14 protein-coding genes are annotated in these 13418 nt (G+C 70.1%); 7 read left to right on the top strand and 7 right to left on the bottom strand.

What is annotated here, in order from left to right; genetic code table 11:
* Nucleotides 1-2: 2 nt before the first annotated feature.
* Entirely contained in the window at nt 3-566 is a 564-nt protein-coding gene (locus tag WME85_RS40395) for a hypothetical protein (protein ID WP_437829001.1), read from the bottom strand.
* Between the two features lie 295 nt (nt 567-861).
* Between WME85_RS40395 and WME85_RS40390 the strand changes: the two genes are divergently transcribed.
* The 5 genes from WME85_RS40390 (at nt 862) to WME85_RS40370 (ending at nt 4887) form a co-directional block, all read left to right on the top strand.
* Nucleotides 862-1605 (top strand): TetR/AcrR family transcriptional regulator, encoded by a 744-nt coding sequence (locus tag WME85_RS40390; protein WP_437828998.1) that lies wholly within the window; start codon nt 862-864, stop codon nt 1603-1605.
* Nucleotides 1606-1619: 14 nt separating this feature from the next.
* Nucleotides 1620-2045 (top strand): VOC family protein, encoded by a 426-nt coding sequence (locus tag WME85_RS40385; protein ID WP_437828995.1) that lies wholly within the window; start codon nt 1620-1622, stop codon nt 2043-2045.
* 21 nt (nt 2046-2066) lie between these two features.
* Entirely contained in the window at nt 2067-2336 is a 270-nt protein-coding gene (locus tag WME85_RS40380; RefSeq protein WP_437828992.1) for a hypothetical protein, read from the top strand.
* A 128-nt stretch (nt 2337-2464) separates the two neighbouring features.
* Entirely contained in the window at nt 2465-3145 is a 681-nt protein-coding gene (locus tag WME85_RS40375; protein WP_437828990.1) for a sigma-70 family RNA polymerase sigma factor, read from the top strand.
* Nucleotides 3118-4887 carry a serine/threonine-protein kinase gene (locus WME85_RS40370; RefSeq protein ID WP_437828987.1) on the top strand — a complete coding sequence of 590 codons (1770 nt, stop codon included), beginning with the start codon at nt 3118-3120 and terminating at the stop codon, nt 4885-4887. The genes WME85_RS40375 and WME85_RS40370 overlap by 28 nt, the downstream gene beginning before the upstream one ends.
* A gap of 45 nt (nt 4888-4932) precedes the next feature.
* Here WME85_RS40370 and WME85_RS40365 read toward each other — a convergent pair whose 3' ends face one another.
* From WME85_RS40365 to WME85_RS40355, 3 genes are all read right to left on the bottom strand, one after another.
* Nucleotides 4933-6366: a sigma 54-interacting transcriptional regulator gene (locus WME85_RS40365; protein WP_437828984.1), complete on the bottom strand. Its 1434-nt coding sequence runs from the start codon at nt 6364-6366 to the stop codon at nt 4933-4935.
* 428 nt (nt 6367-6794) lie between these two features.
* Nucleotides 6795-8303: a PPC domain-containing protein gene (locus WME85_RS40360; protein WP_437828982.1), complete on the bottom strand. Its 1509-nt coding sequence runs from the start codon at nt 8301-8303 to the stop codon at nt 6795-6797.
* A 270-nt stretch (nt 8304-8573) separates the two neighbouring features.
* Nucleotides 8574-8732 (bottom strand): hypothetical protein, encoded by a 159-nt coding sequence (locus WME85_RS40355; RefSeq protein ID WP_437828979.1) that lies wholly within the window; start codon nt 8730-8732, stop codon nt 8574-8576.
* 176 nt (nt 8733-8908) lie between these two features.
* Between WME85_RS40355 and WME85_RS40350 the strand changes: the two genes are divergently transcribed.
* Nucleotides 8909-9199 (top strand): esterase/lipase family protein, encoded by a 291-nt coding sequence (locus tag WME85_RS40350; protein WP_437828976.1) that lies wholly within the window; start codon nt 8909-8911, stop codon nt 9197-9199.
* A gap of 33 nt (nt 9200-9232) precedes the next feature.
* Complete coding sequence (locus WME85_RS40345) at nt 9233-10468, top strand: formylglycine-generating enzyme family protein (protein ID WP_437828974.1); 1236 nt, start codon at nt 9233-9235, stop codon at nt 10466-10468.
* Between the two features lie 170 nt (nt 10469-10638).
* Here the strand turns inward: WME85_RS40345 and WME85_RS40340 are convergent, their stop codons facing one another.
* From WME85_RS40340 to WME85_RS40330, 3 genes are all read right to left on the bottom strand, one after another.
* Entirely contained in the window at nt 10639-10995 is a 357-nt protein-coding gene (locus WME85_RS40340; RefSeq protein ID WP_437828971.1) for a RidA family protein, read from the bottom strand.
* Nucleotides 10996-11134: 139 nt separating this feature from the next.
* Entirely contained in the window at nt 11135-11956 is an 822-nt protein-coding gene (locus WME85_RS40335; RefSeq protein WP_437828173.1) for an ExeA family protein, read from the bottom strand.
* Entirely contained in the window at nt 11943-13334 is a 1392-nt protein-coding gene (locus WME85_RS40330) for a DDE-type integrase/transposase/recombinase (protein ID WP_437828968.1), read from the bottom strand. The genes WME85_RS40335 and WME85_RS40330 overlap by 14 nt, the downstream gene beginning before the upstream one ends.
* Nucleotides 13335-13418: the final 84 nt, after the last annotated feature.

The following is a 13418-nucleotide window of genomic DNA, read 5'->3' as shown; positions in this document are numbered from 1 at the left end:
GGCTACGGGAGCTCCCAGTCCCGCGCGTCCCCTCGGCACGCAGGCCCGCACGCTTCGCCGTTCGGATACGAGGTCTGGTACTCGGGGGTGAAGCTCCGCTCCCCGACGACGGCGCCGTCCCGCCGCACCACGACGTCCACGCGCGCGGGCGTGCCCTGGATCTTGATCCCCTGCGCGAGCTGCCCGGGGATCGGGGTGCATGACTGCGAGACGGAGTCGCCGTCCGACGTCTCCGTGCATCGCATGAATGTCTCGATCGAAACAGTGACCGTCGGGCTGCACGGGACGAACATGCCGCCTCCACCGGCCTGCGGCATGTTCGTCCAGGTATACGAGCACGACACCTGTTCACCGTCCACCGAGAGCTCCAGCGCGTACTCTCCCGCTGCCCAGCTCTTGTCCGCCGTCGTGGTGATGATGGAGAAGCTGTCGTCGCAGCCTACCTCCGTGCATTCCAGGGGCATGCAACCGTACGCGGCGGCGATCGTGGCCAGCCCGGTCACGAGCGCGACGGCTTTGCGCGCGAAGGGTCCGGGTCGAACGAGGCGAGAATTGGATCGAATCATGGGGACCATCCTCTCTCCGGCGGAAGCGCCGTGGATCGACGCGCAGGCGTAGCAACGGGCAGGCCATCGGTGCGGACGTAAAACACCGGCCTCCGGGCATCTTGCGCCGAGCGCGCCCGCGCGCCGCCGCATGACACGCGCGTCACGCCGAGGTCCGCCGACCCCTCCGGCGTCCCGGTGCTCAGCGTCCAGGCGTCAGGCCGGCGGGCCGCGCGAAAAAACGAGACCGTACAGTTTCGGAACTTGACAGTTTCGGAACTCACCGGTATCAATATCCTCACGCGGGGATGACTGCATGACCCAGAACGATGACGATGACGAGGCCGTCGACGCCGAGGCCGCACAGCCAGGGCGCAAGCGAGACCACTCTCGCGACGCAAAGATCCTCGACGCCACGCTCGAGGTCCTCGTCGAGGTGGGCGCCGCGGGCCTGACGATGGACATCGTGGCCGCGCGAGCCGGCGCCGGGAAGGCGACGATCTACCGCCGCTGGACGTCGAAGACCGAGATGGTCATCGACGCCGTCGCGCACATGAAGCGCAATCAGGTCGATCTCGAGCATCTGCCCGACACGGGCACGCTCCGCGGAGACCTGCTGGGCCTGTTCAAGCCGCAGTCGATCGAGGAAGGCGAGCGCAAGCTCAAGATCATGACGGGGCTCGCCTCGTTGCTCGCGCAAGACCAGGCGCTCGCCGAGGCAGCGAACGCCGCGGTGGTCGAGCCATGGGCCGAAGCGCACCTCGCGCTGACGCGGCGAGCGGTCGAGCGCGGCGAGATCTCGGCGTCCGCCGACATCGGCACGCTGTCCCGGGTCATCCCGTCGATGGCCGCCTACCGCACGCTGGTCCAGCGCAAGCCGATCGACCTGGCCTTCATCGTGTCGCTGGTCGACGGCGTCATCGTGCCGGCCCTCAGGGGTCAGCCCCCGGGGGCACCACCCGATCCGAGAGATCACAGACCTGTTCGCGCCACCTCACGGGCCGACGCATCCCCGTCGCCCCGAAGGGCCGCGAGCGCGCGGAAACGCTCGAAAACCTGAACCTGGAGAGAGTCATGACCTTAAGCGTTGCCAACCACCTCAACTTCCGTGGCGATGCTCGCGCAGCGCTGGAGTTCTATCAGTCCGTGTTCGGCGGCGACATCACCATCGTCACCTACAAGGACGCGCACAATGTCCAGGAGCCGTCGGAGGCGGGGCAGGTGATGTGGGGCCAGGTCACCGCCAGGAACGGCTTCCAGGTGATGGCTTACGACGTGCCTTCCCGGATGCCGTGGGACCAAGGCAAGAATGCGTTCTTCGTCTCGGTCCGCGGCGATTCGACCAATGAGATCGCCGCGCTCTGGGAGAAGCTCTCCGATGGCGCGACCGTCGCGCAGCCGCTGGCGCCGTCGGGATGGACGCCCCTCTACGGGATGCTCAAGGACCGCTTCGGCGTCACGTGGGTCATGGATGTCGCCCCGGAGTACAAGGCGCCCTGAGCCAGCGGAAGAACGCGCCGGATGAGCTCCTACTGGCGGGCGCGCTCGCCGACGGTCAGGAGGACGCGGCAGCCGGCGCGCTCGCCGCTGCGGACCTCGAAGGCGTGGGCGCCGTCGCCGGCCAGGGCCCAGTGGTCGAGCGTCAGCGGGCCGCAGCGCTGCGTCGGCGGGTCGAGCAACGCCGTGTTGCCGTGGACAGCGAAGGTCCAGGTGCAGCCGTCGCCGTCGGTGGCGGCGGCGGTGTGCGGCCCGGTGCGCTCGACGGCGATGCTGCCGAGCTGGGGCTCGTAGCTCGGCGGTAGCGGGTTGCCCTCGGCGTCGGCGCAGGCGACGGTGGCGACGTTGGTGCGGGTGACCGGATCGGGCGGGGCGTAGGCCCACGAGCCGACGAAGGCGGCGGCGGGATCGTCGTCGGCATCGTGTTCGCGATCGCCTACCGCATGCTCGGCAGCGCGGCCGACGCCGAGGACGTGGTGCAGGACGCCTACATCCGCTACCTGGCCGTGCCCGAGGCCGAGGTCGAGTCGCCGAAGGCCCTGCTCGGCACCATCGTCACGCGGCTGTGCCTCAACCTGCTGGGCTCGGCGCGCCACCGGCGCGAGACCTACGTCGGCAGCTGGCTGCCCGAGCCGACCTGGAGCGAGGCCGACGCGCTCGACGCCTCGTCACCCCTGGCCCGCTGGCAGTCGGTGTCGGTCGCGTTCCTGGTGGTGCTGGAGCAGCTCTCGCCGCTCGAGCGCGCGGTCTTCGTCCTGCACGAGCTGTTCGACTACGACTACGCCGAGATCGCGCGGGTCGTCGAGCGCACGCCCGCCGCTTGCCGCCAGCTCGGGTCTCGCGCCCGCGAGCACCTCGAGCGGCAGCGGCCGCGGTCTCCGCCCACCCCCGAGGCCCACCGCGAGCTGGTCGCGCGCTTCGCCCGCTGCGTGGGCTCGGGCGACCTGCGCGGGCTGGTCGACCTGCTCGCCCTGCGCGACCGCAAGGACGCAGCGATCCGCGTCGTCATCACGCTCGAGAGCGACGGCGGCGTGGTGCGCGCCATCCGGGCGATGGCCAACCCCGACAAGCTGCGGTGGCTCAACGCCAGCCGCGATCGGTGATCGGGCAGATCCGGCCTCGCGCGCGCCGCGAGCAGGAAATCGGCCGAGGACGACACCTGCCGTGGGGTAAATTGCCGCTCGTGGACGGCACGACGTTGAACGGCAGGTACACCCTCGGCCGATTGCTGGGCAAGGGCGGCATGGGAGCCGTGTACGAGGCCGTCGATGTCGCGCTGCAGCGCCGCGTCGCCGTGAAGGTCATCGGCCCGGAGCTCGCCCATGGCCGGTCTGCTCTGGGCCGGTTCGAGCGCGAGGCGAAGGCCGCGAGCGCCGTCCAGACCGAGCACATCGTCCGCGTGCTCGACGCCGGCGTGGACCGCGAGACGGGCTCGCCGTTCCTGGTGATGGAGCTCCTCCGCGGCGAGGATCTCGCGGAGCTCCTCGACCGCCTCGGCCCGCTGCCTCCCAGGCTCGCGCTCCGGATCGTAGCCCAGGCGTGCGTCGGCTTGCAGAAGGCGCACGCAGCCGGGGTCCTGCACCGGGACATCAAGCCGGCCAACCTGTTCCTCGCGCGCCGCGAGGAGGGCGGCGGGATCGTCGTCAAGCTGCTCGACTTCGGCGTCGCCAAGATCCGGCCAGTCCACGATCCTCGCCGAGATACGACGGGCCTCACGCGGTCTGGGCACTTGCTCGGGACGCCGCGCTACATGTCCCCCGAGCAGGCGCGCGGCATCAAGGACGTCGATCATCGGACCGACCTCTGGTCGCTCGGGGTCGTGCTCTACCGCGCGCTGGCCGGGCGTACTCCGACCGAGGACGTCGAGACGGTGGGCGATCTCATCACCGCCCTGGTCGCCGACCTGCCCGCGCCGGTCCAGACGTTCGCGCCGTGGGTCTCGCCCGAGGTCGCCGCCGCCGTCGACGGCGCGCTCCAGTACCAGCCGGCCGACAGGTATCCGAGCGCCTCGGCGATGCTCGAGGCGCTCGTGCCGCTGCTCGGCGCGGAGCCTCTCTCGCTGGACGAGAGCATGCTCGTCCCCCTGGAGCCGTCCGAGCGCCTCACCGTCGCCCCGCTGTTCGAGCCCCGGGTGAGGTCGCGCGCGGCCAGGCGGTCAGTCGTCGGCGCGGGCGTCGGCGCGGGCATCGGCGCGGGCGGCGCGGAGCGGTGGAAGGACGTTCCCACGAGCAGCACGATGGCGCTCGCGCACGAGACGACGCTCAGCCAGGATTACCGCGTCGATGAGCGACCGCCGAGCGAGCCCGCGCCGCCGCCGCCCCGGAGCCGAAAGACGTTGCCGCTCTCGGTCCTCGCGCTGCTCGCCGCGGGCCTCGGCTGGGCCGCGATGTCCCGGTCAGCCGACGCGCCCGGCGCGGCGTCCACCGGCGTGCAGCGCGCGATCCGCGGCGCGCTGGAGGCGCCCTCCGTCCAGGCCCCGGCGCCCTCGCCGGCGCCTGAGTCCTCCACCGTCGCGCGCCGGCTCAGGGTGGCGAACGCCCGCGAGGAGGCCTCGGTCGAGATCGACGGGGTGCCTGCGACCCTGAAGGACGGCACGGTGGAGCTGCCCGGGGCCCCGGGGAAGGTCCACACGGTGCGTGTCCTGAAGGGCGACGTCGAGACCGAGACGGAGGTCGTCGTGACCGACACGGGCGTCATCGTGGTCAAGCGGGAGCAGGTATCGCGCCGGGATGCCGGGAGCCAGGCGGGGACACCTCGGCCCGCAGCGACGGCGACCGCGGCGCCGGACGCGGCGCGGGCCCCCGCGGACGCGAGCAATCCGCTCATGCCTGAGCGCTTCCAGTAGCCGACCACGAGGCGGCCGCGAGGCGGGCCTCCCCGGGAGGCGCGGTCAGCGGAACTCGTCGATGTTCATGTTGTACCGCCTGATCCACCGGTGCACCTGCACGCGATCCCTCCCGAGCTCGCGCGCCACCGCGGCGACATTTCCGCGCTGCTGCACCAGGAGCTCCCGCAGCACCTTCTCGTCCGGGGAGGTCCGCGGCGGCAGCGCCCCCTTCGGCGGGTACGCTCCCTCGTCGGCCGACAGCGCCGCCTTGTCCTCCGGGATCAGCGTGGTGCGGGCAGCGTCCGCGGGCGGGGGCAGAGACGCCGAGCTCCGGGCTCCGTACGTCCTCATCCGGCTCCGGATCTCGTCGCTGAGATCCACTAGATCGAGCTCGGGGCCGCGCGCCGTGGCGGCCCAGCGCTTGATGAGCGCCTCGAGCTCTCGCACGTTGTAGGGAAAGTCGTGGTGGAGCAGGCTCGCCATGAACGCCATGCTGGGGCGCACCTCGTGCCGACCGTGGCGCCTCGCGAGCGCGACGCAGAGGGAGAAGATGTCTTCCTTGCGCTCGCGCAGGGGGGGTAGCGTGATGCTGTATTCGTTCAGGCGAGCGAACACATCGGCGCGGAAGGCGCCCTTCTGCTGGAGCGCGTCGAGATCGCGGTGGGTGGCGGCGACGATCCGCACGTCGATCGGCTCGGGCTGCGCCGCGCCGAGCGGCACGATCTCCTTCGACTGGATCACCCGGAGGAGCTTCGCCTGGGCCTCCAGCGGCATATCCCCGATCTCGTCGAGGAGGAGCGTGCCCTGGTGGGCCGCGCGGATGATGCCCATCCGGTCGCGCTCGGCGCCCGAGAACGCGCCGCGCCGGTGTCCGAAGAGCTCCCCCTCGACGAGCGCGGCGGGGATGGCCGCGCAGTTGACGGCCTGGAGCGGCCCGCGCCTGCCGCTCCAGTCGTGGAGCTGCTCGGCGAAGATCTCCTTTCCCGTCCCGCTCTCGCCGAGGATCAGCACCGACAGCTCGCTGCGCGCGATCTCGCGGAGGCGCCCGGCGAGGAGCTGGCTCTGGTACCCGCCGACGATCCGGCTCGTCGAGGGGTGCGCCCGGACCTCCCGCGACGAGTCCGGATCCTCGAAATAGGCGCCGTCGATGCGGTAGTGCGCGTAGCCCTCGACGTCGCTCTCGACGAACTTGAAGATGGCGCTGCCGATCCGGATCTCGTCGAGGTGCGCGAGGACCGCCTCCGTGACGAGCTCACCGTTGTGGATCGTGCCGTTGCGACCGCCGAGATCGGAGAGGTGCCAGACGCCCCCGCGCCGCTCGATGCGAGCGTGGTGGCGCGACGCGGTGCGCATCGGTACGTAGATGTCCGCGCTCGGATCGCGGCCGAGGACGGACCCCGACTCGGACACAGGGTACGCCGGGCGAAACTGCTCGTAGTCGGGCGCATACAGCAGCACGATGCCGGCCCCCGAGCTCGCTTGCCGGGAGGACGGCATGTAAATTTGCATCGACGCTGTAGTGCCCAGGCCCTTTATCGATGAACTCCTGTCACGGGGCATTGCACGGGTGATGCTACCAAACCTCCTCCGCGCGTCGCATGATTTCTTCCGTCCAGATCAGGCTCTCTTTCTTCCGTCCAGATCCGGCTCTCACAGAGTTGCGTGTGCGACCTGGAGCAGGTTCCCGTTCCGGGTGCGCCCGGGGAGGCGAGCGACGGCTCCCTGGTCGCAAGTGACCGCGCTAGCGCGGAGGTAGGTTGTTCCGTGGTGGGATCGAGAGGGCGAAAGGGCTCCGCCGGGAAGACAGGGAAGATCTCTCGCGGGCCATCCGTCGCCAATGGGCGATGCCACAGCGAGCGGCGGGACGGGCCGGGGGGCAGCGGCGCCGTCCCCGAGCGGGGCGCGGCGCCGCGCGCCTCGGCGCTTCAGTCGGCCGGCAGGTAGCCGAAGGTGCAGTCGTAGCTGCGGCTCGTCACGTCCTCGGCGGGCGTGCCGGCCGACACCTTGACGAGCAGCCTGTTCTCCGCGGGGCTCGCCGGGAGGTCGACCCCCGCGATGGTCAGGTCGGTCGTCTCGTTCTCGGTGGCCGTGTAGCCCTCGCCCAGCTCCGTGCCGTCGCCGTTGAGCAGCGTGACCGTGAACTCGCGCAGGCCGGAACCGTGGCGCTGCGCTCCGCAGAAGGCGGACACCTTCCAGGTCTCGTCCGCGTTCTCGGGAACCGGGATCGCGTAGTAATCGGTATCCGGGGTGATCCCATCAGCGAGCTGGCCGTCCACCGAGTAGGCGATGCCGCCCCCGCGGAGATCGAACGAAAACAGATCGCCCTCCGGCGTCGTGGCCAGATTGTTGGTCAGATCCTGGGCCTCGAGGCCGTCGATCGCCACCCGGTTGTGGAGGAGGATATAGAAGTCGTTCGCCCCCACGTCGCCTTGCGAGCGCTTGACGAAGACCAGGTACTCGGCCGCTTCGCCTACCTTGACCGGGACCTCGATGCTGCCGCCCTTCGACGGGTCGACCTTGGCGTAGGGGATGGTCAGATCCGCCGCATCGAAGACGGTGATGTCACTGACGTCCACCGTCGAGCCGCTGCCCTCGGCGCCGGACGGGGCCGAGGTGACGAGCGTCGCCCTGAGCCCTTGCTCGGCGGCGGGGGCCTCCGGCAGGGTGAACGAGTAGACGTCGACGTCCGTCGCGCTCTCGAAGCCGCCGATCAGGAACGTCGTGTAGTATCCCGTGTCGTCATCGAGGGCCTCGTAGTGGAGCGGCAGGGCCTGAGCGGCCTCGTCGTTCGGCTCCTTGTCCTCGATCAGGCTGTCATCGTCGGCAGCGGCCGGATCGAGCAGAGAGATCCTCAGCGCATAGTCGAAGTTCTCGATGTTCTCGGCGGGCGAGCAGCTGCCCTGGCCCAGCGCGGACGTGCACTCCTCGACGAGGAGGTAGTAGTCGCCGTCTGCGGGCAGGACGGTGATCAGCCGGCTGTCGTTGCCGCCCTGAGGCGGGTCGTCGTTCCGGGCGATCTGCTTGCCTTGCGCGTCGAGCAGCGAGACGACGAGATCGGGATAGGTCGGATCGGTCTCGTCTTTTTCCGGCTTCGCGTCGGTGAGGATGTACAGGGCCTGTCCTTTGGTCCCTGTGAACCTGTAGAAGTCCTGATCTGCGTCGACTGGCTCGAGCGTCGCATCGACCTGATCGCCGTCGATCTCGATCGACTCGGCCGTCTCGGTGCTGTCGTTCTGATCCGTCTCGTCGCCCCCGGAGGAGGTGGACGTGGTGACGCTGCTGCTCGTCGAGCTGGACGTCGATGAGCTCGTGGCCCCTCCGGCTCCTCCTGCGCCCCCCTGTCCGCCGACGCCGTCGTCATCTCCGCCGCAGCCCGCAGCTGTCGCCGCGATCGTGCCGAGCACGAAGAAACCCAGGAAATGAATCGATCTCATGGCACCTCCAACATCTGCTGCGCTACAGCAGAGTCTGCTGTAGCTGCATGGGAATAGTGCACCTACACTGCTGCTGGTCCTGCGCGCCACGAGAACGCACGTTTTCGTCGGGCCGAATTCTGGAGCACGCGCAACAGCGGGGTGCTGCTCCACAACGGCTCGCTGATGGGCCTGGTGAAAAGTGTCCTGTAGAGTAGGTGTCGTGCGTTTCGCCGATGTGGCCGCCGCGGACGTACAGGTGGTCGTCGAGCACGCGCGCCGCGAACGCGGTCACCGGCTCGGGAGCGCGGTGTAGTCGGAGGGCGCGGGGTCGTCGTTCGGGGTGTCCGCCGGGCCGGCGCCCTCCCTGTCGTCACCACCGCAGGCGGCGACTACCGAGACCGCGAGCACGACCGCGAGATGTTGGATCGAGGCGCTGCGCAGAGGCATTGGACAGATCCTTTCGGTGGGTGAGGCGCCACCGCGACCAGGCGGCGCTGGCGCGCGTGGCTCGGGCGGGGATGCTTCCACGAGCGTCGGAGCGGCATCCAGCGGGCGCCGCCTCCTTCGTGCTCCTGCGGGGATCAGCCTTGATGGCGCCCGCCGGCGCCGTACGTTCCGGCCCCATGAGCAAGCCGCCCATCCTGCTGGTGCACGGCATCTGGGATTCCGCGGCGCGCATCGATTGCCTGCGCGCCGGGCTTGCGGCCCGCGGCGTCGACCGCGCCCGAGCCTTCGACCTGGTCCCCAATGACGGCCGTGCGTCCATCGAGCGGCTCGCCGGCCAGCTCGACGCCGCCGTGGAGGCCGCGCTCGCCGGGGCGCCCGGCGGCGCGGTGGACGTGGTCGGCTTCAGCATGGGCGCCCTGGTGACGCGCTATTACATCCAGCGCGGCCGCGGCCCGTGTCTTATTTAGCTGGTGAGCTGCGCCTGCTTTACCATGCAGCGCATGTCGCGCGCTCTCTCCTCCTCGGTCCGCTCCTCTCTCTGCGCCCGCGTCCTGGGGACGGCTGCTCTGCACATCGGCCTCCTCGCGGTGCTCGCGGGCTGCTCGCCCAGGACTCGCGACTTCGGGGGCGCGGGTGGCGACGGCGGGCAGGGGGCCGGCGCTCCTGTGGGGGGCAGCGGCGAGCCAGCGCTCGGGGGTGGCGGCGCGGGCGGAGGAGGCGCTGGTGGTCACCCCGCTGGCGTGTGCGTGACGGACGAACAGCGGTGCTCGGACAACAGACCACAGCGTTGTGATGACCGTGGCGAGTGGAAGGACGAGGCGCCGTGCCCCGCGAGGGCGCCGGTGTGCAGCGGCGGTGCGTGCACGACGCCTCCGAGCTGCGCCGGGCTCGTGCCGACGTGCGGGCCGGCGGGCGACGAGAGCTGCTGCGCGGTGACGGCGTTGCCCGGCGGAAGGTTCAGGCGGAGCGATGACGAGAAGTATCCAGCGATGGTGAGCGCTTTCCTGCTGGATCGGTTCGAGGTGACGGTGGGGCGATTCCGTGCGTTCGTGGAGGCGTATCCCGGGAGCTTCCCCGAACGGGGAGCGGGAGCGCACCCGCGCATCCAGGCGAGCGGCTGGGATCCGAGCTGGAACATGGAGATGCCTCCGAGCGCGGCAGCGCTGAAGGAAGCTGTGCGGTGCGACGCGACCTACCAGACATGGACGGAAGAGGCTGGCGAGCACGAGCACCTGCCGATGAACTGCCTGAGCTGGTACGTCGCGTTCGCGCTTTGCGCCTGGGATGGTGGGCGGCTGCCCACGGAGGCGGAGTGGAACTATGCGGCAGCGGGTGGAGATGAGCAGCGGGCGTACCCGTGGTCGAACCCTGCCGGAGATACGACGATCGACGGGAGCTACGCGGCGTACGACTGCGCGGGGGACGGGACCGCGAGCGAGCTGTGTGCGTTCGATGATGTGCAGTACGTCGGATCCAGGTCGACGAAGGGAGATGGGAGGTGGGGACAGGCGGACCTGGCCGGCGGCCTGTGGGAGTGGATCCTGGACAGGTACGTCGACTATGGCGCCGATCCGCCATGCGACGATTGCGCCAACCTGACCGCCGGCTCGAACCGCGTGTTCCGGGGCGGGGGCTTCGGCAGCAGCGCGTCGTACCTGCGCTCTGCGTTCCGCAGCGACCACGATCCGGCGGACCGCAGCGGTTACGTCGGGGTCCGGTGCGCGAGGAACCCGTAGACCACGATGCTGAGCTCGGTGATCGCGGTGCGCCGATCCGGGCGGACACGATGCGGTGATCTCGGTGAACACGATGGCGTGGAATCCGCAAAGCTCCACCGCTCGTCCACCAGGATCCTGTGCGCCGCCAGGCTGCGCACCTTGCGATCGTGGAGCCGGGCGCCGCTGGATCAACCGGGGAGGGCGGCGGTCAGGTCCAGCTCGATCAGCTGACCGGTGAAGCCGAGCGAAGCGACCCCGAGCAGGGTGCTGGCCGAGCCGAAGGCCGGGCCGAGCGCCGAGTCGTTCAGCCGCCGCCACACCGCGTCCAGCACCTGGTTGTCGTCGCTGACCACGTAGATCACCGAGCGCACGACATCGGCGGGCCGCGCCCCGGCGGCGGCCAGGACGATCAGGGCGTTCGCCGCCACCTGGTCGGCCTGCGCGAGGTGGTTGTTACCGAGCCGCCCCGTTGATGGCGCCGTGCCCCGCCTGGCCGATGGCCATCTCGCGGCTGCTCGGCAGTGTCTCTTTCCGCCGATGGCCATCGTGGACGTTGCCCCCGGCGCCAGGCGGCGCGATGGGCATCCTGCCGGCCACCGTCGGCGCGGCGAGGCGATGGCCATCGTGGGCCTGGCGCGACACGGCCCGCGAGGCCGACGAGCCTCGCGGGCCGCGCGCTGCCGTTCAGCCGAGCGCCGAGGAGAGCGTGAGTGCCTCCGCGACGCGGGCTACCGCGTCACGGTCGACCAGCTTCCGCTTCCGGCGCGCCGATTCCCGCATCGCCGCCGAGGCGATGCGGTCGATCTCCCGCAGCGAGCCCGACGCGACCTCGTGCAGAGCGGCGAGCGACTCCCGCGAGAAGAGCTCGTGCTCGGCGCCGGCGCCCTTCAGCCGGAAGGCGACATACTCCGCCGTGTCCTCCACCGTCGCCGGCTCGATCATGAAGCGGTGATGGATGCGCGTAAGCAGCGAGCGGTGCGACCGCAGGGCCATGCGGCCCTCGAGCTCCGGAAGGCCGACAAGGATGATCGACAGGAGGGCGCGGCTGTCCCACTCGTGATTCAAGAGGATATGCAAATGCGCCATCATGTCCGGGTGCAACAGATGGGCCTCATCGAGGAGAAACACCGGATGCACCTGATCTCTTCGCAGCTCGTGGACATGCCGCTCGACCGCGAGGAACAGGTTGGCGGCGCTAGATGTCGGCTGCAGGCCGAGCGCATGGCATAGATACCGGTAGAAGTCGCGGCGGCCGAGCGTCGCATTGTGGCAGTAAGTCAGACGGAATCCTGCCTGGGGTAGCCGATGCCGTAAGGCCCTCAACACACACGTCTTCCCGACGCCGGGCTCCCCGACGAGGAGCACACTGGCACGCTCGAGGAGCGCGGCTTCGAGATCGTCGACGAGCACCTGCTTCGACGTCGGCAACCACAGCTCGGCATCCTCGAGCTCTTTGGAGAAGGGCGCGGTGCGAAGGCCGAAGAAGCTAAGCTCAGAAGATCGCATCGAGGTCCTCCTCTCCATCGGGGTCCTTCGCGTCGGCCGCCCGGGCCGCCTCGCGCACCGCCTTGTCGCGCAGCACGCCGCCTGGGTCGAAGGCGACCTGCTGCTCGGTGGGCAACGCGCCGCTCGTCGTGGAACGACGTGGCGGCCGTTTGACGTGCGCGTTGTGCACCGGGTCGACGGGGCGAAGGGGGATCCGCTGCCCCTCGATCTCGACGACCGGGGCGACTGGCTCGTCGAGCAAGCAATAGGCGACGGTCACGATGCGGCCGGCGAGGTAGCCGTGGTCGAGCTCGAAGAGCTGCCCGCGGACCGAGACGGTCGTGTCGCGGTGCACGCGCCGACGCTGCCGGATCGTGAGCGCGTCGCGCAGGCGAGTCTCGGAGAGCGCGTCGATCTCGCGCTGCCCGGGCGCGTAAACAAGCCCCGGCGCGCGCCCCATCAGGCCGGCGTGCGGGGACGCGTGGTAGTGGACATCGATGAAGGCCTGGATACGAGAGGAGATATCGTCCAGCGACGTGATCGCGCCCAGGTGGTCGAGCACCCCCTCCCGAAGCGTGCGCCAGAATCTCTCCATCTTGCCGCGCGCCTGCGGGTCGTAGGGGCGCGCGTGCAGTAGCGTGATCCCGAGGCGCGAGCAGAAGAGGCGCAAGGCGTCACCGCGATAGGTTGCGCCGTTGTCCAGGTACAGCGCGTCGGGCACGCCGTAGAGCCGGACGGCACGGACGAGCAGCCGCAACATGGTATCTTCCTTCTCGTCGCTCTCGACCGAGATGGCGACGAGGAAGCGCGATGCGTCGTCGAGCAGGGCGTGGATCCGCACGGGGATCCTTCGCCTGTCGAGATGAAGCGTCGGGCCGTGACAGACGTCGCCGTGCCAGAGCGCGTCAGGGCGCTCGGCCTGCCACTTGAGCCGGGTCGTCGGCCCCTTGCCATCGCGCTGCGGGATCTTGTCGAGTCCCTCTTGACGGTAGAGGCGACGCACGGTCGAGGCGCTGACCGTGGCGCTCAGGCGTCCGTCTTCGCGCAGCGTGCGCAGGATGAGCGGCACCGAGGCCCCGGGGTGCTCCCGCCGGATGTCGCACAGCAGCTGTCTCAACACGGGGTCGAGCTCGCGGCCGCGACCGCGATCCCGACGGGCGCGAGGGCAGAGGCCTTCGAGCCCCCGCTGGCGGTAGGCATAGAGCCAGCGCTCGAGGGTCGGCACCGCGAAGGAGCGCGTGCACGCGCTACCGGGCGGGCGCACGCGCTCCTTGGCGAGGGCGCGCAACGCTTCGACCAGATCGCCATGCTCGAGGTCGCGAGCGCAGAGCTGGCCAATGATGCCGTGGCGGAAGAGGGCGATTTCCTCCGCGTGATCTCTGGGTTTGAGGAGGTCCACGAACGGTCCTTTCCACGGGTGCGTTTCGGCGCCCCGTGGAAACCCAGTGCCCCGGATCCGTGCCGTCGTGCCCGATCCTACGGG

The sequence above is a fragment of the Sorangium sp. So ce1153 genome, assembly GCF_051521595.1.
Taxonomy (GTDB): domain Bacteria; phylum Myxococcota_A; class Polyangia; order Polyangiales; family Polyangiaceae; genus Sorangium.
This window is presented reverse-complemented; position numbering and strand designations above follow the sequence as displayed.

Coding starts and splice junctions, on each gene's coding strand:
- WME85_RS40365 (WP_437828984.1), bottom strand. CDS start 6,366: ATGCCGTCCTCCCGGCAAGCGAGCTCGGGGGCCGGCATCGTGCTGCTG.
- WME85_RS40395 (WP_437829001.1), bottom strand. CDS start 566: ATGATTCGATCCAATTCTCGCCTCGTTCGACCCGGACCCTTCGCGCGC.
- WME85_RS40390 (WP_437828998.1), top strand. CDS start 862: ATGACCCAGAACGATGACGATGACGAGGCCGTCGACGCCGAGGCCGCA.
- WME85_RS40335 (WP_437828173.1), bottom strand. CDS start 11,956: ATGCGATCTTCTGAGCTTAGCTTCTTCGGCCTTCGCACCGCGCCCTTC.
- WME85_RS40355 (WP_437828979.1), bottom strand. CDS start 8,732: ATGCCTCTGCGCAGCGCCTCGATCCAACATCTCGCGGTCGTGCTCGCG.
- WME85_RS40385 (WP_437828995.1), top strand. CDS start 1,620: ATGACCTTAAGCGTTGCCAACCACCTCAACTTCCGTGGCGATGCTCGC.
- WME85_RS40345 (WP_437828974.1), top strand. CDS start 9,233: ATGTCGCGCGCTCTCTCCTCCTCGGTCCGCTCCTCTCTCTGCGCCCGC.
- WME85_RS40360 (WP_437828982.1), bottom strand. CDS start 8,303: ATGAGATCGATTCATTTCCTGGGTTTCTTCGTGCTCGGCACGATCGCG.
- WME85_RS40340 (WP_437828971.1), bottom strand. CDS start 10,995: ATGGCCATCGGCGGAAAGAGACACTGCCGAGCAGCCGCGAGATGGCCA.
- WME85_RS40380 (WP_437828992.1), top strand. CDS start 2,067: ATGAGCTCCTACTGGCGGGCGCGCTCGCCGACGGTCAGGAGGACGCGG.
- WME85_RS40350 (WP_437828976.1), top strand. CDS start 8,909: ATGAGCAAGCCGCCCATCCTGCTGGTGCACGGCATCTGGGATTCCGCG.